Origin of the sequence: Deferribacter autotrophicus, from assembly GCF_008362905.1 — a bacterium.
Taxonomy (GTDB): domain Bacteria; phylum Chrysiogenota; class Deferribacteres; order Deferribacterales; family Deferribacteraceae; genus Deferribacter; species Deferribacter autotrophicus.
Window position 1 is genome coordinate 25,069 of the sequence record NZ_VFJB01000007.1, and the last position, 18,069, is coordinate 43,137.

31 protein-coding genes are annotated in these 18,069 nt (G+C 33.3%); 25 read left to right on the forward strand and 6 right to left on the reverse strand.

The genetic code is table 11. The features are described from left to right. Positions 1-24: 24 nt before the first annotated feature. The gene (locus FHQ18_RS09185; protein WP_223144608.1) at positions 25-378 is read right to left on the reverse strand and encodes a type II toxin-antitoxin system PemK/MazF family toxin; all 354 of its coding nucleotides are present in this window, start codon (positions 376-378) and stop codon (positions 25-27) included. Further along, complete coding sequence (locus FHQ18_RS09190; RefSeq protein ID WP_149266883.1) at positions 371-598, reverse strand: hypothetical protein; 228 nt, start codon at positions 596-598, stop codon at positions 371-373. Before FHQ18_RS09190 ends, FHQ18_RS09185 begins: the two co-directional genes overlap by 8 nt. Before the next feature lie 317 nt (positions 599-915). On the opposite strand from FHQ18_RS09190, the gene FHQ18_RS09195 reads away from it, so the two are divergent. Together FHQ18_RS09195 and FHQ18_RS09200 are read left to right on the forward strand one after the other, a co-directional pair. Then, positions 916-1,758 (forward strand): DNA-methyltransferase, encoded by an 843-nt coding sequence (locus tag FHQ18_RS09195; protein ID WP_149266884.1) that lies wholly within the window; start codon positions 916-918, stop codon positions 1,756-1,758. Beyond that, a complete protein-coding gene (locus FHQ18_RS09200) occupies positions 1,742-2,470 on the forward strand; it encodes a PmeII family type II restriction endonuclease (RefSeq protein ID WP_149266885.1) in 729 nt (242 codons plus the stop codon). The genes FHQ18_RS09195 and FHQ18_RS09200 overlap by 17 nt, the downstream gene beginning before the upstream one ends. A gap of 161 nt (positions 2,471-2,631) precedes the next feature. On the opposite strand, the gene FHQ18_RS09205 is transcribed toward FHQ18_RS09200, so the two are convergent. After that, positions 2,632-3,252: an ImmA/IrrE family metallo-endopeptidase gene (locus tag FHQ18_RS09205; protein ID WP_149266886.1), complete on the reverse strand. Its 621-nt coding sequence runs from the start codon at positions 3,250-3,252 to the stop codon at positions 2,632-2,634. Between the two features lie 27 nt (positions 3,253-3,279). Then, positions 3,280-3,756: a helix-turn-helix domain-containing protein gene (locus FHQ18_RS09210; RefSeq protein WP_149266887.1), complete on the reverse strand. Its 477-nt coding sequence runs from the start codon at positions 3,754-3,756 to the stop codon at positions 3,280-3,282. 77 nt (positions 3,757-3,833) lie between these two features. On the opposite strand from FHQ18_RS09210, the gene FHQ18_RS09215 reads away from it, so the two are divergent. The 15 genes from FHQ18_RS09215 (at position 3,834) to FHQ18_RS09280 (ending at position 12,696) form a co-directional block, all read left to right on the forward strand. Further along, positions 3,834-4,076 carry a hypothetical protein gene (locus tag FHQ18_RS09215; protein WP_149266888.1) on the forward strand — a complete coding sequence of 81 codons (243 nt, stop codon included), beginning with the start codon at positions 3,834-3,836 and terminating at the stop codon, positions 4,074-4,076. Continuing rightward, a complete protein-coding gene (locus tag FHQ18_RS09220; protein WP_149266889.1) occupies positions 4,063-4,518 on the forward strand; it encodes a helix-turn-helix domain-containing protein in 456 nt (151 codons plus the stop codon). Before FHQ18_RS09215 ends, FHQ18_RS09220 begins: the two co-directional genes overlap by 14 nt. A gap of 20 nt (positions 4,519-4,538) precedes the next feature. After that, positions 4,539-6,062: a helix-turn-helix domain-containing protein gene (locus tag FHQ18_RS09225; RefSeq protein ID WP_149266890.1), complete on the forward strand. Its 1,524-nt coding sequence runs from the start codon at positions 4,539-4,541 to the stop codon at positions 6,060-6,062. After that, complete coding sequence (locus FHQ18_RS09230) at positions 6,059-7,333, forward strand: DnaB-like helicase C-terminal domain-containing protein (protein ID WP_149266891.1); 1,275 nt, start codon at positions 6,059-6,061, stop codon at positions 7,331-7,333. Before FHQ18_RS09225 ends, FHQ18_RS09230 begins: the two co-directional genes overlap by 4 nt. 8 nt (positions 7,334-7,341) lie before the next feature. After that, positions 7,342-7,593, forward strand: coding sequence for a hypothetical protein (locus FHQ18_RS09235; protein ID WP_149266892.1), 252 nt, complete (start codon positions 7,342-7,344; stop codon positions 7,591-7,593). After that, a complete protein-coding gene (locus tag FHQ18_RS09240) occupies positions 7,571-8,287 on the forward strand; it encodes a hypothetical protein (protein ID WP_149266893.1) in 717 nt (238 codons plus the stop codon). The genes FHQ18_RS09235 and FHQ18_RS09240 overlap by 23 nt, the downstream gene beginning before the upstream one ends. Positions 8,288-8,289: 2 nt before the next feature. Next, on the forward strand, positions 8,290-8,556 hold the full coding sequence (locus tag FHQ18_RS09245) for a hypothetical protein (RefSeq protein WP_149266894.1): 267 nt from the start codon (positions 8,290-8,292) through the stop codon (positions 8,554-8,556). Beyond that, positions 8,522-9,505, forward strand: a complete 984-nt coding sequence (locus tag FHQ18_RS09250; RefSeq protein ID WP_149266895.1) for a hypothetical protein — start codon at positions 8,522-8,524, stop codon at positions 9,503-9,505. Before FHQ18_RS09245 ends, FHQ18_RS09250 begins: the two co-directional genes overlap by 35 nt. Before the next feature lie 19 nt (positions 9,506-9,524). Next, positions 9,525-9,719, forward strand: coding sequence for a hypothetical protein (locus FHQ18_RS09255; RefSeq protein WP_149266896.1), 195 nt, complete (start codon positions 9,525-9,527; stop codon positions 9,717-9,719). An 11-nt stretch (positions 9,720-9,730) separates the two neighbouring features. Beyond that, a complete protein-coding gene (locus tag FHQ18_RS09260; RefSeq protein WP_149266897.1) occupies positions 9,731-9,922 on the forward strand; it encodes a hypothetical protein in 192 nt (63 codons plus the stop codon). Then, positions 9,915-10,373, forward strand: a complete 459-nt coding sequence (locus FHQ18_RS09265; protein ID WP_149266898.1) for a hypothetical protein — start codon at positions 9,915-9,917, stop codon at positions 10,371-10,373. Before FHQ18_RS09260 ends, FHQ18_RS09265 begins: the two co-directional genes overlap by 8 nt. An 86-nt stretch (positions 10,374-10,459) precedes the next feature. After that, positions 10,460-10,615: a helix-turn-helix domain-containing protein gene (locus FHQ18_RS12980; protein ID WP_425457904.1), complete on the forward strand. Its 156-nt coding sequence runs from the start codon at positions 10,460-10,462 to the stop codon at positions 10,613-10,615. A gap of 68 nt (positions 10,616-10,683) precedes the next feature. Further along, positions 10,684-10,854: a hypothetical protein gene (locus FHQ18_RS12985; protein ID WP_188020384.1), complete on the forward strand. Its 171-nt coding sequence runs from the start codon at positions 10,684-10,686 to the stop codon at positions 10,852-10,854. 75 nt (positions 10,855-10,929) lie between these two features. Further along, the gene (locus FHQ18_RS09275; RefSeq protein WP_149266900.1) at positions 10,930-11,940 is read left to right on the forward strand and encodes a ParB/RepB/Spo0J family partition protein; all 1,011 of its coding nucleotides are present in this window, start codon (positions 10,930-10,932) and stop codon (positions 11,938-11,940) included. Between the two features lie 6 nt (positions 11,941-11,946). Further along, positions 11,947-12,696: a hypothetical protein gene (locus FHQ18_RS09280; protein ID WP_149266901.1), complete on the forward strand. Its 750-nt coding sequence runs from the start codon at positions 11,947-11,949 to the stop codon at positions 12,694-12,696. Here the strand turns inward: FHQ18_RS09280 and FHQ18_RS09285 are convergent. Beyond that, positions 12,693-13,088, reverse strand: a complete 396-nt coding sequence (locus FHQ18_RS09285) for a DUF192 domain-containing protein (protein WP_149266902.1) — start codon at positions 13,086-13,088, stop codon at positions 12,693-12,695. The genes FHQ18_RS09280 and FHQ18_RS09285 overlap by 4 nt on opposite strands. After that, positions 13,027-13,245, reverse strand: a complete 219-nt coding sequence (locus tag FHQ18_RS12650; protein WP_188020385.1) for a hypothetical protein — start codon at positions 13,243-13,245, stop codon at positions 13,027-13,029. The genes FHQ18_RS09285 and FHQ18_RS12650 overlap by 62 nt, the downstream gene beginning before the upstream one ends. A 110-nt stretch (positions 13,246-13,355) precedes the next feature. Between FHQ18_RS12650 and FHQ18_RS09290 the strand changes: the two genes are divergently transcribed. The 8 genes from FHQ18_RS09290 to traV are packed head-to-tail and all read left to right on the forward strand — an operon-like array spanning position 13,356 to position 18,059. Then, positions 13,356-13,868: an OmpA family protein gene (locus FHQ18_RS09290; RefSeq protein WP_149266903.1), complete on the forward strand. Its 513-nt coding sequence runs from the start codon at positions 13,356-13,358 to the stop codon at positions 13,866-13,868. Between the two features lie 2 nt (positions 13,869-13,870). Beyond that, positions 13,871-14,221 (forward strand): TrbC/VirB2 family protein, encoded by a 351-nt coding sequence (locus FHQ18_RS09295; RefSeq protein ID WP_188020386.1) that lies wholly within the window; start codon positions 13,871-13,873, stop codon positions 14,219-14,221. Positions 14,222-14,239: 18 nt separating this feature from the next. After that, on the forward strand, positions 14,240-14,521 hold the full coding sequence (traL, locus tag FHQ18_RS09300; protein ID WP_149266905.1) for a type IV conjugative transfer system protein TraL: 282 nt from the start codon (positions 14,240-14,242) through the stop codon (positions 14,519-14,521). Between the two features lies 1 nt (position 14,522). Then, positions 14,523-15,128, forward strand: coding sequence for a TraE/TraK family type IV conjugative transfer system protein (locus tag FHQ18_RS09305; RefSeq protein ID WP_149266906.1), 606 nt, complete (start codon positions 14,523-14,525; stop codon positions 15,126-15,128). Beyond that, complete coding sequence (locus tag FHQ18_RS09310) at positions 15,125-15,805, forward strand: TraK domain-containing protein (RefSeq protein WP_149266907.1); 681 nt, start codon at positions 15,125-15,127, stop codon at positions 15,803-15,805. The genes FHQ18_RS09305 and FHQ18_RS09310 overlap by 4 nt, the downstream gene beginning before the upstream one ends. A gap of 3 nt (positions 15,806-15,808) precedes the next feature. Next, positions 15,809-17,137 (forward strand): TraB/VirB10 family protein, encoded by a 1,329-nt coding sequence (locus FHQ18_RS09315; protein ID WP_149266908.1) that lies wholly within the window; start codon positions 15,809-15,811, stop codon positions 17,135-17,137. Continuing rightward, complete coding sequence (locus FHQ18_RS09320) at positions 17,137-17,448, forward strand: hypothetical protein (RefSeq protein ID WP_149266909.1); 312 nt, start codon at positions 17,137-17,139, stop codon at positions 17,446-17,448. Before FHQ18_RS09315 ends, FHQ18_RS09320 begins: the two co-directional genes overlap by 1 nt. Next, positions 17,445-18,059, forward strand: coding sequence for a type IV conjugative transfer system lipoprotein TraV (gene traV, locus FHQ18_RS09325; protein ID WP_149266910.1), 615 nt, complete (start codon positions 17,445-17,447; stop codon positions 18,057-18,059). Before FHQ18_RS09320 ends, traV begins: the two co-directional genes overlap by 4 nt. Positions 18,060-18,069: the final 10 nt, after the last annotated feature.

Below are 18,069 nucleotides of genomic sequence, written 5' to 3' on the forward strand. Positions count from 1 at the left end.
CGTCAACTATCCAATCGGCAAAATTCATCCGATATTCAAATCCAAATGAACACTTATAGCATATTCAATTTTCTTTGTAATATCATCTGGTAGTTTTCCAATTTCTTTTACAATTCTTGACTTATCTATTGTTCTAATTTGGTTTGCTTTTGCTTTTGAGTCTTTGTCTAAATTAGCTATATCTTTTGGTATTTTTACTTCAAAAGGATAAATTTTTTGAACATTACCTGAAGTGATGGGAACTATTGTCACCGTATCAGCATATTGATTATTTATATCGTTCGATACGATAACAACTGGTCTAATTTTGTTGATTTCTGCGCCTTTAGTTGGATTTAAATTCGCAAGATATACATAACCTCTTTTTATATCAATCAATACCGTCTCCTATTGTATCAATCCATTCATTTGATAATTCTTTATCTTCTTTTTTTGTAGCGATATATCCTTCTTTAAGGGCTTCAGTTAAACGTTTTTTTTCTTCCTGTTTAACATATGCTCTAATAGATTCAGCGATAAAGGCAGATTTATTTTTCACGTTTTTAAGCATATCAGCAACATCAGCCGGCAAGGTAATGTTTAATCTAACTGTATTCATAATACACCTCGTTTATGTATTTATAATACAGAAGATAATACAGAGTCTGAAAAAATCAATAATTACTTTTAAATTAAAAGTGTTCTTTTCGCCTGTGGCGGCAAGACGCCATCCATGATGGCTATAGAGATGTTCGCGGGAAGAAAACTAAAAAAGTAGACGGTGTGATGGAATCTGATATGGTCACTGAACGAAGAATAGTAAAGAAGGTTGATTCTCGGGTATGATGAGGGTAAATTCCGTAAAAAGAAAGTGAAAAACGGTTGAATATTTTAAGAAGATAAGGCATTATTATATGTAACTTGAGAGGTGAATTAATGTGCAATATTGAGCTTTACTGCGGAGATTGTCTTGATGTGCTTCAAAATATCCCTGATAATTCTGTTGATTTGATTTTTACTTCACCACCTTATGCTGATAGACGGAAAAATGTATATGGCGGGATACATCCGGATAAATATGTTGAGTGGTTTTTGCCACGTGCGGAGCAGTTTTTGAGAGTGTTAAAACCTACGGGTTCTTTTGTGTTGAATATTAAAGAAAGAGTTGTAAACGGTGAAAGGCATACTTATGTGCTTGAGTTGATTATTGCTTTAAGAAAACAGGGCTGGTTATGGACGGAAGAGTATATCTGGCATAAAAAGAACTGTTATCCGGGTAAATGGCCAAACAGGTTTAGAGATGCATGGGAAAGATTACTGCATTTTACAAAACAGAAAAAGTTTAAAATGTTTCAGGATGAGGTGAAAGAGCCTATAGGTGATTGGGCTAATACAAGGTTAAAACATCTTGGCAAGAATGATGTGGTGAGATTTAATTCGAGGTCTGGCAGCGGGTTTGGTAAAAATATTGCGAATTGGCTGGGTAAAGATTTGGTTTATCCTACTAATGTGTTGCATATGGCCACAGAATGCGGATACAGGGGGCACAGTGCTGTTTTTCCTGTAAAACTACCGGAATGGTTTATTAAACTGTTTACTGAAAAGGATGATTTGGTGCTCGATCCTTTTGTTGGTTCGGGGACTACATGTGTGGCAGCTTACAATCTTGGCAGGAATTGTATAGGGATTGATATAAAAGAAGAGTATATAGATTTGACAAAGCAGAGACTTGAAGAGATTAGAAAAGATGAGGAGATTTTGAATGTCGTTGTTGGATGAGATTAGGGTTTATGTTGCAGAGAATATAGGCAAGTTTCACGGTAAGAAGCTTGCGAGATTAAGGAAATTAAAGCTTAAAGAGATATTGAGAAAGAAAAATCCTTATCTTTTTAAAGTGAAAAATTTTGAAAGTGCCAGTGAAATTGTTAAAGGGATTGTGGACGCTTTTATATCCTCACAAGAAGAGACAATGTTTGGTGACTGGCTTGAAGATCTGGCTATATTTGTGTGCTATAAAGTTTATGGCGGGATGAAGTCGACTGCTCTTGGTATAGACCTGGAATTTGTAAGAGATGGAAAAAGGTATCTTGTGTCTATCAAGTCAGGGCCTAATTGGGGAAATAGCAGTCAAATTAAGAAAATGGAGCAAGATTTTAAAAATGCTAAAATACGTCTTAGAGGGCGAGTAAATGAGGAGATAGTATGTGTAAATGGATGTTGTTATGGACGTGTAACTGTAGATAAAGGGGGTTATTTAAAAATATGCGGGCAAGATTTTTGGGAGCTGATTTCAGGAGAGCCTAATCTTTATATTGATATTATTGAGCCACTTGGTTATCAGGCCAGAGAAAAGAATGAGGAATATTTGGTAGAGTATAATGCTAAACTTAATTTGTTTACTAATGAGTTTATTGAGATTTTTTGTTTTAAGGATGGGAGGATTGACTGGGAGAGGCTTGTAAATTTTAATTCTGGTTCAAGAAGGGGTTAGGTATGGCTGATAAGATAAATCAGGAAAATCTTGTGAAGAGAGTTTGCAGAAAACTGGAGATTATGCAATAGGAGTTGGTAAATATAAAAGTTAATGCTACTTGAGAGCCAATTTTGATGTTGTTTTTATCCATAACCACCCCCTAAATTTATAATTTAACATCAAAAAGGCAAATCATCTTCACCAAAGATAATCTTATAGTTTTTGCCAATTTCAAACTCCTGGATAGGCGAATAACATTCACAGCCATATAGTTGTTCATTTCCGTTGTATTGGACAACAACTGTATCAATTAATCCAAGATTTAACAGTCTCATTGATATGGCTAAAGGGGAGCAATTATTGTAAATATCATACAGGTGATATAGATTGAAGCCGTATGCTTTAGCCTGATCTGTGAATTCATCTGAGGGCATTAAAAATTCAGCGGCGGCCCAATTAAAATCTTTTTCAACAAAGCCAATATATCTCCTATTTAGAGTATCTTCAAAAATTTCGTGAGCAAGGGTGAATGTTTTTCTGTAGTAATTTGTGTCGTGCAGATAAATAACTTTGCTAAAAGGTAAAGTGCATCCGTCAAATTCAGGGATGTCATGTTTTTTATTAAAAGTTATTTTATATCCCAAACATTCGGCAAGACTGTAAGGGTCGTAAGGAGGGAACGGTATATTAGAAATTTCTCTAAAACGCTCTACAATATTAGAAATTATTTTTTCTTTTACTTTACAATCCGTAATAATCTTCCGATTTGTTGTTAAACTTGCAGATTGAATAAAAGACATATATCCCCCACTATAAAGATTTACAGTTTATTTTTTGCCGTTAATTTCCTCTTCAATTTCATCAAGAAGGATATCAACCATATCTCTGGGGCGATAGCTTTCGGAATCTATGGCGAAGTCTCCGGAGCGGATGAGGTCTAACAGTTGGAGATAACCTTTTTTAGTGATGTGCTTTCCTCTGAATTTAGCTCCAATAAGAGCCTCAAGTTCTTTTATAGTAACGTTATATTTAGGATCACGATAAATTTCCATAATAGTATCGAGGGCTTCTTTTTCAGGCAGTCCTCTTAAAAGAGTGAGAGGTGAAATTTTGAGAGCTTTTGCAATCTGTTCTATTTTTTTGAAAGATAATCCAGCAGTCCCCGACTCTATTTTTGAAACATAAACACGTGAAGTGCCTAATCTTTTGGCAAATTCCTCACCTGTTAATCCAAAAATATTCTTTCTCCAAAACTGTATAGTTTTGCCTATTAGTCTCTCAATTTTTTTTTCTGACAAACTCATAATTAATAATTAATAAATAACTAATAAAATATCAAGTTACGTTTAAAAGATATTTTATTTAAAAAAAGGAGGTTACTATGGTTTCTGAATCAACTATAAAGAGAAATATTAAATTAGATAAAGAAACAGCCAAAATAATAGAATACTTGCACTCATCTACATTAATTCCAAAATCTGGAATAGTTAAAATTCTTATACTCAACAGTATTTTAAACTCAGACACATTACCAAAAGTAATAAGGGTTTTTATAACAAATGAAATCAAAAACATAAGCATTTCAATAATGAAGAAAGGAACTAAAAAAAATGAAAAAAATTGATAAATTAATAGGAAAGACTATACAGTTTTGGCGTAAAAATGTTTTTGGTTATACAGCAGAAAAATTTGCTGAAAAATTAGGTATCTCAAAAGGATATATATCAAAAGTTGAGTCAGGCTATACGGGAATATCTTTAAGTAAGATCGAACAAATCGCCAAAATATTAAAAATTTCTCCATTAACGATTCTGTCTGGCTTACCCGTTAAAGAATCTCTCGACGCCATTTTAAGAATATATCGCAATCCCAAGTATGAAGTTACCATTAAAGAGCTTGAAACACTTGTCAATATCAGATTTAGAGACAAAGTAATCAAGGAAGAACATTACTTACAAATACTGAAAATGCTCCGTTCTTCTAATTCTAATCTTAACTCTTACCGTCCTAAAAATGAAATAGATATTTTGCTTTTAGATATCGAAGAGGAATTATCAAACAATTAAAGTGAAAAGGGGTATTAAAAATGACAATTCCTACTAAAAAACCAGAGAAACTCAAAAGAGGAGTAATAAAAGAAGAGCTTGTCTTACTAACTGGAGACTATATTAAGGCTTTAATTTTAAATCAGTTTTTATTTTGGACGCAAAGAAGTAACGATTTTGATAAATTTATTGAAGAAGAAAGAGAAAGATTTTTAAAAGAAGGAAAAAATATTGAACTGCAAAAAAATTACGGTTGGATTTATAAGAAATCGAGTGAACTTTCACAAGAGATTCTGCTGGGGCTATCTGATAGTAATATAAGAAGTCATATAAAAACTTTAATAGAATTAAATTATCTTGAAGAACGCAACAATCCTATACATTCATGGGATAAAACAAAACAATACAGGGTGAATCTAAAAGAGCTGATTATTGATCTCTGGATATACGGTTATTATCTGGAAGATTTTAAGTATGATTTTCAAAGCATTTTCTTAGAATATCTCCAAAACCTTGATTTTCTCGAATTTCTATCACAGAAATTCGAAAGTCTTTCCACGAAAATTCGATTTTCTGATACGAAAATTCGATTTTCTGCTATAGAAACTCGAATTTCTATCTTAGAAACTCGAATTTCTATCATAGAAAAGCAATACCATAGACTACTAACAAAGACTACTAACAAAGAAAATAATAATTCTTTAAATACTACTGCACCGAACGATAACGGATCGTTCGATGCCGAAGAAAGTTTACCGTCATCTCATCCAAAACCTTCTTTAGAAACTGAGAAAAGAACAAACAAAAACCAAGCGTTACAATGTAACGAAGATGTAACAAAATGTAACGATAATGTAACAAAAATGAAACAAAAAAGTAACATAGAGTATAAGAGTATAGAGAATAAGAGTTTAGAGAAAGAAAATAATAATACATATGCACCGAACGATAAAGAATCGTTCTGTGCTGAAGAAAATGGAACGGAAACTCAAGCTTCAATTGAAAAACAAAATCAAGAACAACCTCAAAAAGCAAATCAACCTGAAACACCCTCTTTAGAAATTCAAAATGATACTGAAAACGTAGACAGGAATACAACGGTAAACGAGTCTGATAGCGTAGACTGCAAGATAGAAAGAGAGAGTTCCGCTCGTGCCGCCGCTGGCGATGGATTAGTTGCGAGCGAGCCCGCCGACCCGCCCGCTGGCGATAAGCATCGAAAGATTGGGACTGGATTAGGTAATTCGAATATAGCTAACAAAAAGCCAAAAATCAACTTTAATTTTGAGACTGAGGAGTGGGAAAACATAACGGATAAGCATATAGCAGACTGGAACGAGGCGTTCCCTGCGTGTAATGTTAAGGTTGAGTTGAAACGTATGAGGCTATGGTTGCTTGCTAATCCTCACAAACGGAAGAAGAACTACGAGAGATTTATCCTTAACTGGTTATCAAAACAACAAGATAGGGGCGGAAGCAAGCAGTTAGAAGCAAATACCAGCAACGGCGAGAAAAAGGTTAAATACATAATTGAACCCTATAAACCTGAGAGGAGGAAAGCATGAAATATTTTGAATTCGATTACTCAACCATGCAAGAATATGTAATCAATAGCTTGCTTGTTAATAATGAATTTTTATACCTAGTGGATTTAAAAAAAGAGTATTTTACCGGCAAGTATCACAAACTAGCATCAGTAATCATCGAAAAAATTAAATCTGGAGAAACTGTAAGCCTATCTTCAATGGCGCCAGTAATCATTAAATTAAAGCTAGAAAACGTAATTGACAACGTAAACGGGGCATTTAGTGAAAACGAGTATATTTCAGCGGTTGAGTCTTTAAGAGCGTTCTATCAACTAAAAAGCGTCAAAAATCTTTTAGAAAAATACATTGCCCATATCGACAGACAGTTAGTTCCTGAAATGGATATAGTGTCAGACTTAATTTTGAAGCTTGAAAATATGCAGGAACAGGAAACAAAGCAGTTAGTAGTTGATATTAAGGAAATTGAAGATGAAATAGAGACGGCATTGCAGGAGCTTGTAGACAATGAAACAAAGATTGGTGTTCAAACCGGTTTAGAAAATTTTGACAGAGTTGTTGGCGGTTTAAAGAACGGGTTTATTTACGGCATAGCAGGTCGAACACACATGGGAAAAACAGAATTTGGGTTAGAATTGGCTTTAAGGGCATTAGAGCAAGGAAAAAAGGTTTTGTATTTTAATTTTGAACAGCAGGGTAAAGATATTGCAAAGCTCTTGTCAATTAAAAAAGCCGGTTTCTCTTATACAGAATTTGATAGCGCTAATTTAGATGTTTTTAAAGTTTTTGATGCAAAAGATTGGCTTGTAAATCAAAATTTTATTTTAACTAAAAAAGTATGCACTGATTTTGAAATTATATCGACTATTAAAAAGTTAAAAATACAGAACAAAATAGATATAGTTTTTATTGATTATCTTGGGCTTATATCTCTTAGCAACTACCCATCTTATATGACAAGGCATGAAAAAATGGCCGAAGTTTCAAAGAATCTTAAGAAAGCGGCCATAGAGATGAATATTCCTATTGTCGTAATGATACAAATAAACAGAGAAGTTGAAAAGTTAAAAGACAAACGTCCTTTGATGTCACATTTAAGAGATAGTGGGCAAATTGAGCAGGATTTAGACTGTATTATGCTCTTATACCGTCCGAATTACTACGACAAAAGTTTACCTGATTTTTTAGAAGTAAATGTTGCAAAAAACAGAGTGACTCACAGAACCGGCAAGATATTTTTTACGCTTGAACATGGCAGATTAGAACCTGCAAATGTAGCAATTGAAGCGTGAGGTGGGCTGTGAATTTTTGGCAGAATGAACGGATGAACATTTTTCAAAAAGCTATTCACTGGATAGGAGAAAGATACGACTGGACTGACAATGAAGAAGCGGAAAGGGGGCTTTTTAAGAGGTTAAACAAAATAGACATGCTTATCTTAAACGAGGCAGATATTGAAAGAATTAAAAACGAATGCAGGAAATTATGCTTATTCGTCAGAAAGAATTTTAACAAAAAAGGAGTACAGAATGGCAACAAACAAGTTTATTGAACAGGTTAACAATTCAAAACTTGAATTTGCCGATAAACAAATCAAAAACTGGTATGATGTTTTCAAAAAAGATTATGAGCCTTTTGTTGTGTGTCGTGAATGGATATCTGACACTTCAATAAACATCGGCTCAGTAATAGGTACAAAACACCCCGATTACATAGGTTTGACATGGAGAGAATTTATAAAAGTCGGAAAAAGAATGCCATCAAATATACAGCTATATGAGCAAAATCCCGATTATTACTATACTGTCGATAAAAAACTTCCAGAAATATCATATATTTCAATAGACAAGACTAATTACTACGTTGATGCCGATGGTAATCATAGAACGGCCATAGCAAAATTTATTTTTGAAAACAGTCGATTATTTCAGGGTGTATCAATAACAAATCTTAAGATCGATTATGATTTTTATAAGTTTTATGTGGGTTTTATTCAAACGATTAAAGCTAAAAATTTGCCTTTGCATGTAGGAGTAAATTCAAAGCACGTTGCTCGTGAAGATGGTTCTGGCTGGTGTAGAGATTATTTTGAAACGGAATTTTCTGTAGTCAATTATAGAAACAATACTCATGCGTATTACAGTAAAACTGAATTTGGAATGTTAGTCAGTTATTTTGCGAGAACCAACAGGCTTGTTCGATTTTTCAAAGTTCCTGAAAAGTTTGCTGTATTAAGAGGGATTTAAGAATGCAAGAAACCTATAAAAAACTTGAAATATATCACAGGTTAATGGCCTGGTTAAGGGAAAGGTTTATTTATCCCGAAGGAGCTATTTATGATGAATTCAGACATAGAATGCAGAAACTTGGCGAGTTGCTTGCTGATTATGATGTTGGTTTTGAGCGGTTTGTTAAGGAAGCAAGAAGTATTTGTGTCTTTGCAAAAAAGTATTTTTCAAGGATCAAAATAGGAGGATCTTATGCAGGGGACAGCGCTACAGACTGTAGAAAATAAGCAGAATGCTCAAAATCAATTAAGCTTAAACAAGCCGGTATTAACTCCTCAGGATATTGTACATCAGGTAAATTTAATTCAGGAAGTTATGAAAACAGTCATGAAAGAAGGTGAGCATTACGGAATTATACCGGGAACCAATAAACCAACTCTGTACAAAGCGGGCGCAGAAAAGCTTTTGATTACGTTCAGGCTTGATCCTGAATATGAGGTAATTTCATCTGTTCATGAAAAAGACTTTGTTTCCTATACAGTCAAGTGCACTCTTTATCACATCAATACAGGCAATAGAGTATCTTCCGGGCTAGGTAGTTGCAATAGCCGTGAGAAAAAGTACAGAAAGCAAAACCCTTATGACATAGATAACACCATCCTGAAAATGGCTTCCAAGAGAGCTTTGATTGCAGCAGTATTAAACGGAACTGCCGCATCAGATATTTTTACTCAGGATATAGAAGATATTTCTGATCTTTCGGAAAACAACTCTAAGCAAATAAAAACTCCTGAAAAACTGAAAGAAAAATCCAAAGTAAGTTACAAGCTATTGTTAGGAGAACTTTTGTTCAGAAAATACGGAATCGATTTAAAGACAGAGAAAGAGAAAGCCGTAGAATTTATTTATCAGAGGACTGGCAAACGTTCTTTGACAGAGAATGAAGCAAGAGAATTATATGAAAAACTGAACGAGGAACTTGAAACAAACCTGTCCAGGCAACAGAGGGAAGAACTGGAAAGTTATCTTAAAGAGGCAGGATTTTTCAGTAATCGTATTGAGTTAATTCTTGATACAATTGATTTTTTCAAAACTATTGACGTTCTGAAGCAGTTCAGAAGTGGCAATATTGAAGAAGCTCTAAAATTGTTGGGCTACCGTATCAATGCAAATACCATTGTTACACTTGATGGCGAAGTCGTTGGTGAAATTGAAGAGGACGATGTTCCTTTTTAATTAAAATCAGGAGGTAGTTATGATTATTCAGGTAAAAGATAAGAATTATAAGAAAAGTATAAGAAAACACGCAGGGTGCAGGAATTTCACATGTCAGGAATGCGGGATTGAGTTTGATTATATGGAAGTGGCGATAAATAGGTTTTTTTGTCCGGTTTGCGGCGCATATATGGATATTTGTAATGGTTGCGGAAAATGTGGGAGATGGAATTAGAGGAGACGCATATGAGCGTAAGAGAAAAAGTGATTTTAGAAAAAAGACAGGGGCTTGGCATTCTATTATGTCAGGCGATTGATCTGATTAATAATGAGCAATATGAGAACGCGATAATAACATTGGAGCAAGCTATTAAAAAAGTGAGAGACATAAAAATCTTGAAGCAAAACAACAACAAAAAGGAGGTTTGTCATGCTTAGCACAGTTGGAGCATTATGGAAAAAAGATTACAAAGGTGAGGATGGCAAGAAACATGCTTTTCTTACTGGTGAAGTAAATCTTGGCATTCTTGGTCGCAAAAGGATATCAGCGTTTAAAAATGAAAAGAAGGAAAAAGATACACATCCAGATTGGCGTATTGTTATGTCTGAAGAGGTGGCTAGTGATGATGGGAAGAAGGAATACAAGCAGAATACTTGTGGAGCTCTTTGGTTAAAGGAGTATACGGATAAGGATGGTAATAATAAAAAATATTTTTCTGGCGTTATTCAAATTGGATTAATGGAGCATAATATTGCAATATTTGCCAACGAGAACAAAAAAGAAGAGAAGCATCCGGACTATCGAGTTGTTTTCAGTAAGCCTGACAGGATGACTCCAGACCAAAGTATTGAAGACGATAGTTTTGATGAAGATGATTTGCCTTTTTAGAGGGGATTGCTCCCTCTCTTTTTTGCCGGAGGTAATAAATGCAGAATGTTAAATGGATCAATTATGGAGGTAATCTGATATGCGATATGAAAACAGCATCAAAACTTCTATTGTTAAGAGAAAAGACAATTTACAACCTGGTATCGAAAGGGGATCTAAGGGTTTTCAAAGTAGGGAGAAAAAACTTTTTCACAAAAGAGGAGATAGAAAGATACCAGAGGCAAAGAGTTATATTGAAGTAAGATATTCAAACTCGATACTGGATATAATTGTTAATGTCAGAAATATTGAACTTGGAGAATTAATAGAATTGCTTAAGAATAAACTTCCTGATGTCGAAAAAGTTTTGGGTAAAAATTTGAAAATCAGAGGCAGGTTTCCGTATCAGATAGGTTTTTGGATTGCAAAGAGATACTATAAACTTGCAAGCAGTATAAGCGTATTTGACCCTGTCACCAAAGAGTATGTTCGTATTTTTTAATAAAAGGAAATAAAATGAAATAAAGTGAAATAAAAGGAAGTTTGCCACTGAGTGCAAAAAATAGAGGGGGTTATTATGAATGTAAAAATGATTGAAATAAACAAATTAAAACAACATACAAAAAACAAAGATTTTTTTGAAGATATGGTTGGATATGATTTTGAAGAATTAAAAAGAAGTATTGTTGAAAATGGTCTTATAGAACCTTTAATTGTCACCCCTGATAAAAATGGATACTATAAAATAATTTGCGGAAATCAGAGATATAAAGCCTGTAAAGAATTAAATATAGAGGAAATTCCGTGTATTATCAAAGAATTTAAAAATGAAGATGAAGAATTGAAAACATTGATTGAAGATAATCTTGTTAGAAGACATTTAACACCATATCAAAGAGCAAAGCTAATGAATGAACTATTTAAACTTTCAAACAAAAAAACTAAAACTGAAAGAATCAAAGAATTGAGTCAAAAAACCGAATACAAAGAAAGACAAATCAGTAAATATTTAAAAATAGCAGAGAACCTGATTCGAGAATTTGCGGCAATGCTTGATAAAGGAGAGATAAACATAAATACAGCAAATGAACTGGCTACTCATTCCAAAGAAGTTCAATATGAAATATATAACATTATTAAAGAAAAAGCCGTTGATGATGTAAAAAATACAATAACAGAGCAACTGCAAAGAATAAAACAATTGCTAAACGAAAATAAAAAGAAAGATGAAAAGATTAAACAAATAGAAAAGGAATATTCAGAATTTAAAAACCTCTTAAAAATTAAAAGTCTTGATCCTGAAACTAAAAAACATGATGCTGAAATTGTTCGGGATATAATAACAATAAATGTTCAAATACTGAATTTAATTAAAAAATGTTTAAAATATTCAGTTGATATGAAAAAAATGGGTTTTGCTGATGAAAATATAAAAATGGATGTAACACTTTTTAGTGAAATAAAGCCTCCAGTATTCCCTATATTTAAAGTAGATTTGAAAGATATTGCTGATTATATTGAATTAAGCAAGGATGTAAGGAAATATGAAGAAGTAATTGAAGAGCATGTATTAAAATATCTTGAGTAGGGTATTATGCTCAAATACAGCGATGTAGTTCAATACCTGAAACAAAAGGGGTTGAAAAACAAATACATTGCAGAAATGACAGGGTTATCCTGTTCTTATATAAGGCAATACTATGGAAATGATGACTGTAATCATACTAAAAAGAAGCCTAATGCAAGAGAAATAAAAATAGCTAGCATTCTCATAACAAAAAGAAATAAAAGTTTTATAGATGTTGTGGAAATATTTTCAGACAAATATGATATAAACGTTTTTTACGAGTCACTTGCTGATGAAATAAAAAAGCAATCGCTAAATATTGTTGATTCTTTTTTTGAAGATGCTTCAAAGTTATTAAAACTTGGTCTTTCTTTAAGGCAGGTGTGTAAACTTTTTGAGGTGGCGAACGATGGTTTTACGCCTGATCATTCGTCGCTTAGAAAACATTTAATCAAAAAAGGTATTTATACAAAAGTTGTTAATTTAACTACGCAAGATAAAAAATTGACGTTGAGAGACAGAAAGAAAATATTATTTTTTATTCGTAAAAATAATCTTAAACTCAGAATAGAAGATTTTATGTTGTTGTATTCAAAGTTTTCAGACGTTCATGTTAAAACATTATTCGAATTGTTAGAAAATAGTGAGAATTATGAAGTAAAGAAATGTATATGCTGTGGGAAAGAATATTTGTTTAAAGATAAAAAATTCCGTTTATGTCCGCAATGCCGCAATAAAGCAAGTTATGAGAGTCACTATGGTAGCCTATCAATTTAAAAAGAGAATTTGTTTTTTGGTATTTCGATAATATATTTGCCTTTAACAGAAATTAGCCTTTTGATAGGAAAATCAAAACATTCATTTAACAAAAATTCTTTTGACGCTACTTTTTTCAGTGAGCAAATCACCAGCGGGAATTGCATTTCCATCGATTGAAAAATGTAGATATTGTTTTGTTTAAAAACAAACAACATGCCATCATATGGATAGTTTCTCACATTGCTCAGTCCTTTGCGTCTCAAATAGTTATTATCAGCTATTTGAATATGAAATGTTTTGCCATTAATGGTGATAACATCGCTTGAAAACTGAAAATAATCAAAAATATTAACGATGATTAAAATAATTGTTAAAGTTAATAATATTGTCTTTATGTTTTTTGGGTTCATAATCTTCTCTAAAATCGAAATGTTCAATCATCGGAACATCAACACTTTTTACAGCCATACATTCCGGACAGATATACAGCAATGATAGCATTTTTTTGTTCCTGTCAATAATTGCCTTAAAAACAAGGTAATCGATACCGCATTTTTTACATTTCATGCTTTTACAATAATAAAATTTTGTCAAAAAAATAGTGGTTTTCTGAAATACCACAAACAAATCCCATAAAATCGGCAATATTTAAAAATGATAAAAGTTGAGGTGCGGTTATGCCAGTTATGATTATTGAGAAGAATATTGATTATTACAAATATCATGAGGCAATAAATAACAAAAGCAGACAGTTTGTTATCAGTGAAGAACAGTTAAATTATCCATCAGTAAATCCTTTTGCGATTTTAGGTCACAAGAAATCAAATATTAATCGAGACAAACCATTGAAAACTGGAATAAGAAAGGGGGTGATAGGAAACATATACTTTGATTTTGATAAATATAACATAAAGCCTGAAGAACAGAGAAAACTTCAACAAATCATCAAAACTCTCAAATCAAAATATTCCAACAAAATAATCAAAGTCATCGGATACACTGACTGGTTTGGAACAGAAAAGTATAACGATGAACTGGCAAGAAAACGTGCTTATCAGGTTGCTCTTCACTTATGGAAGGCTGGGTTGACAGTTAAACCTGAGGGGAGAGGCAAGTGTTGTTATAAAACCACACCCGAAAAGTCAAGGAGAGTGGAAATTATCATTGAAGATAAAAAGGAGGTGAAATGACAATGAAAAAGAAACTTAAAAAATTAGCAACAAAGTTATACGTAACCTTATGTGATCCCAGAGTTCAGGCAGTTTTAATTGTTGCGTTTGTTATTGCTTTATCAAGCGCAGATGTAATGGCACAAACATCAGATCCATGGGAAACTTCATATTCTACCATTTCTGACTGGATAAGCGGTAATTTGGGTCTTTTAATGGCTCTTGTAACATTTATCATCGGTGTAGGTATTTCAATTGCAACAAAGTCTCTTGCTACTCTTGGATGGGCGATTGTTCTTGCGTTTGTAATTGGTGGTCTTGGCGGTATTGCAAAAAGCTTCTTCAACTTAGGTGGAACTGCTTTTGGGCATTAATAAACGAAGAGGTGGCGTATGAACAATGAGGATTACAGAATACCGAAATATTTAGACTCACAACCGGTTATTTTGTTCTGGGAGTTAGATGAATTTATATTGTTTATAGTCATAATCTTTGTGAGCATGTTCATACGCCACCAATTTATAGGGTTTGTTATAGCCTTTACGGTTGTGCAGACATTTAAAAAAATCAAAAAGAAAAAGCACAAAGGATTTTTATTTCATGTCGGATATAAGCTTGGACTTGTCCAGATAAAAAACATTCCGCCATATCACATTAAAGAATTCGGGGATTAATATGAGCTTTGTAGAACAATGGGAAAACATCAGAAAAAGTAAAAATCTGCTGACTTATGTAGCAATAGGTTTGTTTGCGTTAAATATTCTTCAATTGATTTTATTGGGGTATGTGAGCGCTCACAGGAAAGTGTTAATTCAACTTCCCCCTACAAGATTAGTAGAAAGCATAAATTACGCATCAAACGAGGCAAATCCGGCATTTTTTAAAATGTGGGCGAGATACATTATAGCGACACTAACAAATTATACTCAGGATACAATAGATGATAATGTATTCATAATTTCTCAATATTTGCATCCTGAAATTTACAACAAGGTTACTGCCGATCTCGAAGAATTAAGAAAAACGGTTAAAGAGAACAGAATGAGCCAGGCTTTTTACCCAGACTGGGAAAGAGCTGAATACGATTACCGTGGAAAATACGCTCTTGTCAGAGTTAAAGGCAAGGGCTTGAAATACATAGGCTTTAAGAAAAAAGAAATCAAAGAAGGCTATGAATTAAAAATGCTTATAGAGGATGGTCATTTATATATCGTTGGTATTTCAAAACTTGATGATAATGAAAAGAAAACTCCTGAACAAAACAATAAGGGGGCAAAATGAGAAAATTATTAATTTCTACGATTTTAATTATAAGTGTTGCATCAACTATATATGCTAAAGTTATAAAAAAAGATTTTCGTGAGCTGATAGGTAACAAATTTATCAATGTATCAATAAAAGACATAAACCTTCTTAGATTTCCGTATCAGGTTAAAGAGGTTCAATCAAGCAAAGATTTATCCATGAATATCAGAGGTAAAAATATATTTGTTAAATTGATTGAAAAAGTGCCAACCGAATTGTTCGTTATGCTGAATGATCCAGATGAAACGACAATTAATATTATCTTAAATCCAAAAGACATTCCATCACAAACGATAGAGTTTACTGACAAATCAGCAGAGATGAAAAAAGTCTATGAAGAAGAAAAATCTATGCCTTATGAAAAAGCGATAAGGAACATTATCGTGTCAATTTCTAAAACAGGAAAAGTAAAAGGTTATTCTGTTTTAGAAGCGGATAATGAAACAATCAAAACTAACGAGCTGGAATTAACAAAACTTAGAACATACCAGGGCTATAAGTATAGCGCCGAAGTCTGGAAAGTTAAAAATATCTCTAATAAGGCTTTATATCTTGAAGAACCTTTCTTTTACATGATTGGCATGAGGGCAATCAGTATCGAAAAGCATAATCTTGCACAAGGTGAAGAGACCTTACTCTATATTGTGAGGTGACAAATGCTTGATAAGATTAAGAATATATTTAATAGAGACGGTTTGGTTACTAATGAGGATATTTTAAACAGGAAAAGAATTTATATTGGTATAGGAGCAATAGTTCTTGTTTTAGGTGTCATAACATACAGTTATATCAGTTACGCAAATAAAGTTAAAGAATATGCTAAAAGAAATAAAATTGTCCGTAAAGATTCCATAATTACAGATGAAGATAAAAGAAATTCCTGGAAAGTATATATTGAATCAGAACTTGAGAAGATAAAAAATGAAAATGAACAATTAAAAAAGACGATTGAGGAACAGAAGAAAGTTATAGAAACATACAAAAATCAAAATACCGTTGTTGATACAAATACAGTAAAAACGAAAGAAGCGGTAAAAAAAGAAGATGCCGAACAGATAGAGAAAGAAGTTTTAGCAAAGTATAAAGAGAAGAAAAGAACGGAGCCAGAAACTGCAAAGTTTGACTTAAATTTATTGCCTCCGCCTCCGGCGCCAAGAAAGAATATAGATGTTTCATACAATCGCCCAAACACAAGAAATGCTAAGTACAACAGAACAACAAGGGCAGGGGGAAATAAAGGCGCTCAAGATGCAGGCATAAGAGTTTATAAACCAGCGGAAGAGCCAAAGCAAACACAACAGGAAAAACCTAAAAAATCTATATACATTCCGTCAGGTAGTTTTTTTGAGGGCATATTATTAACTGGACTTGATGCTCCAACCATGCAAGCTGGAACAAATAATCCTCAACCCATATTAATCAACGTAAACAAAGATGCAATACTTCCTAATAATTATTCAACGGACATAGTCGATTGCTTTCTTTTAGGTAGCGGATATGGTGATCTATCAAGCGAAAGGGCTTATATCAGATTAGTAAAGCTTTCATGTATAGATAAAAATAAGCAGGTAATTGATACTGATATAACAGGATGGGTAATAGGAGAAGACGGAAAAGTTGGAGTAAGAGGCAGACTTGTATCAAAACAAGGTTCTTTGCTTGCAAAGGCATTGTTAGCTGGGTTTGCTGAAGGAGTATCTAAAGCGTTCACAAATTCAGCAAGCAATATAAGTGTAACTCCAGAGGGTTCGGTAAGCACTATTGACCCTAACAAAACGTTTCAAGCCGCCGCATATACCGGCATAGGCGAGGCTATGAAACGTTTAGCAGATTTTTATATGAAAATGGCTGAGAGTATGTTCCCTGTGATTGAAGTTGGAGCAGGCAGAACAGTAACCGTAGTTATTAAAGACGGAAAAGAGCTAATTTTAGATAAGAAGAAAATAGTTCAAACAATAAACTACAACATTAAGGAGGCAGAATAATGAAAAAGGGTATTTTTATAGCGTTTATGTTGTTAATTTCAATGGTGGCTTTTGCGAGAGATATAACAATGGCAAAGACGGATTTTGATCATAGCAGATTTGAGTTAATTACGATGGCTTATAGTTATAGAACTCAACCGCTTTATATGGATGTCGGTCTTGGTATTGAAGAGCTATTAAAAACAACAAAAAATATGTGTTTGAAACTTCCGGATTGTGTTGGCGTGTATAACTTTGAGATGAATGTTTCAGCATCACAAGGTGGTAGATTTTATTATGCTACATTTGATCTTGTAAGGAGAAAGAAATGAGAAAACCAGCAATAATGTTATTAATAAGTTTCGCGGTAATGTTTTCAGGTTGCGCAAAGATGCTTAGTCCGGGAGCAACTGAATTTAAATGTCCGGCTAGCGGGACTGGCGTATGTGCGGATGTTACGACTGTTTATCAGAACAGGCACAACATAGAAGCATTAAAGTTTAAAGATTTGCCTGATAAAAACACATATATTGAAGAGAAATGCGGATTTTTAAAGAATTCAAGCGAAAGCGAGGGGAATTTTGAATACAACGATTGCGTTTATAGGGCAGGTAATGAATATGAAAAACTTAAAAAACAGGCAAAAATTGAAGATAAAAATACAAAGCTTAAAGTATTAGCAACCGGCAATGAGACATTATACAAAGCTTTGAGAGCCGACGAGGGCATTCCTTTAAGACAACCTGATGAAGTTATCAGTATCTGGATTGCTCCATATAAAGCTGATACAGGCGATTTAGTATATAGCCATTACATTTATGCGGTTAGGAAAAAATCTGACTGGTTATTTGTTCCGGAAAGCGAACAGACAAAAATATTAAGACAGAGCAAACAGTTTAATCCGCTTATGCCATACCTGCCTGAAAGCAAAATTGTAAAATAGGGGAGAAATA

What these genes read in the sequence shown, in the direction of transcription:
- FHQ18_RS09320 (WP_149266909.1), top strand. Translation starts at nt 17,137, where the DNA reads ATGAAAAAGGGTATTTTTATAGCGTTTATGTTGTTAATTTCAATGGTG.
- FHQ18_RS09210 (WP_149266887.1), bottom strand. Translation starts at nt 3,756, where the DNA reads ATGAGTTTGTCAGAAAAAAAAATTGAGAGACTAATAGGCAAAACTATA.
- FHQ18_RS09230 (WP_149266891.1), top strand. Translation starts at nt 6,059, where the DNA reads ATGAAATATTTTGAATTCGATTACTCAACCATGCAAGAATATGTAATC.
- FHQ18_RS09255 (WP_149266896.1), top strand. Translation starts at nt 9,525, where the DNA reads ATGATTATTCAGGTAAAAGATAAGAATTATAAGAAAAGTATAAGAAAA.
- FHQ18_RS09250 (WP_149266895.1), top strand. Translation starts at nt 8,522, where the DNA reads ATGCAGGGGACAGCGCTACAGACTGTAGAAAATAAGCAGAATGCTCAA.
- traV (WP_149266910.1), top strand. Translation starts at nt 17,445, where the DNA reads ATGAGAAAACCAGCAATAATGTTATTAATAAGTTTCGCGGTAATGTTT.
- FHQ18_RS09315 (WP_149266908.1), top strand. Translation starts at nt 15,809, where the DNA reads ATGCTTGATAAGATTAAGAATATATTTAATAGAGACGGTTTGGTTACT.
- FHQ18_RS09285 (WP_149266902.1), bottom strand. Translation starts at nt 13,088, where the DNA reads ATGAACCCAAAAAACATAAAGACAATATTATTAACTTTAACAATTATT.
- traL (WP_149266905.1), top strand. Translation starts at nt 14,240, where the DNA reads ATGAACAATGAGGATTACAGAATACCGAAATATTTAGACTCACAACCG.
- FHQ18_RS09305 (WP_149266906.1), top strand. Translation starts at nt 14,523, where the DNA reads ATGAGCTTTGTAGAACAATGGGAAAACATCAGAAAAAGTAAAAATCTG.
- FHQ18_RS09280 (WP_149266901.1), top strand. Translation starts at nt 11,947, where the DNA reads ATGCTCAAATACAGCGATGTAGTTCAATACCTGAAACAAAAGGGGTTG.
- FHQ18_RS09245 (WP_149266894.1), top strand. Translation starts at nt 8,290, where the DNA reads ATGCAAGAAACCTATAAAAAACTTGAAATATATCACAGGTTAATGGCC.
- FHQ18_RS09275 (WP_149266900.1), top strand. Translation starts at nt 10,930, where the DNA reads ATGAATGTAAAAATGATTGAAATAAACAAATTAAAACAACATACAAAA.
- FHQ18_RS09205 (WP_149266886.1), bottom strand. Translation starts at nt 3,252, where the DNA reads ATGTCTTTTATTCAATCTGCAAGTTTAACAACAAATCGGAAGATTATT.
- FHQ18_RS12980 (WP_425457904.1), top strand. Translation starts at nt 10,460, where the DNA reads ATGAAAACAGCATCAAAACTTCTATTGTTAAGAGAAAAGACAATTTAC.
- FHQ18_RS09290 (WP_149266903.1), top strand. Translation starts at nt 13,356, where the DNA reads ATGCCAGTTATGATTATTGAGAAGAATATTGATTATTACAAATATCAT.
- FHQ18_RS09215 (WP_149266888.1), top strand. Translation starts at nt 3,834, where the DNA reads ATGGTTTCTGAATCAACTATAAAGAGAAATATTAAATTAGATAAAGAA.
- FHQ18_RS09240 (WP_149266893.1), top strand. Translation starts at nt 7,571, where the DNA reads ATGGCAACAAACAAGTTTATTGAACAGGTTAACAATTCAAAACTTGAA.
- FHQ18_RS09200 (WP_149266885.1), top strand. Translation starts at nt 1,742, where the DNA reads ATGTCGTTGTTGGATGAGATTAGGGTTTATGTTGCAGAGAATATAGGC.
- FHQ18_RS09220 (WP_149266889.1), top strand. Translation starts at nt 4,063, where the DNA reads ATGAAAAAAATTGATAAATTAATAGGAAAGACTATACAGTTTTGGCGT.
- FHQ18_RS09195 (WP_149266884.1), top strand. Translation starts at nt 916, where the DNA reads ATGTGCAATATTGAGCTTTACTGCGGAGATTGTCTTGATGTGCTTCAA.
- FHQ18_RS09225 (WP_149266890.1), top strand. Translation starts at nt 4,539, where the DNA reads ATGACAATTCCTACTAAAAAACCAGAGAAACTCAAAAGAGGAGTAATA.
- FHQ18_RS09260 (WP_149266897.1), top strand. Translation starts at nt 9,731, where the DNA reads ATGAGCGTAAGAGAAAAAGTGATTTTAGAAAAAAGACAGGGGCTTGGC.
- FHQ18_RS09295 (WP_188020386.1), top strand. Translation starts at nt 13,871, where the DNA reads ATGAAAAAGAAACTTAAAAAATTAGCAACAAAGTTATACGTAACCTTA.
- FHQ18_RS09265 (WP_149266898.1), top strand. Translation starts at nt 9,915, where the DNA reads ATGCTTAGCACAGTTGGAGCATTATGGAAAAAAGATTACAAAGGTGAG.
- FHQ18_RS09310 (WP_149266907.1), top strand. Translation starts at nt 15,125, where the DNA reads ATGAGAAAATTATTAATTTCTACGATTTTAATTATAAGTGTTGCATCA.
- FHQ18_RS12650 (WP_188020385.1), bottom strand. Translation starts at nt 13,245, where the DNA reads ATGAAATGTAAAAAATGCGGTATCGATTACCTTGTTTTTAAGGCAATT.
- FHQ18_RS09190 (WP_149266883.1), bottom strand. Translation starts at nt 598, where the DNA reads ATGAATACAGTTAGATTAAACATTACCTTGCCGGCTGATGTTGCTGAT.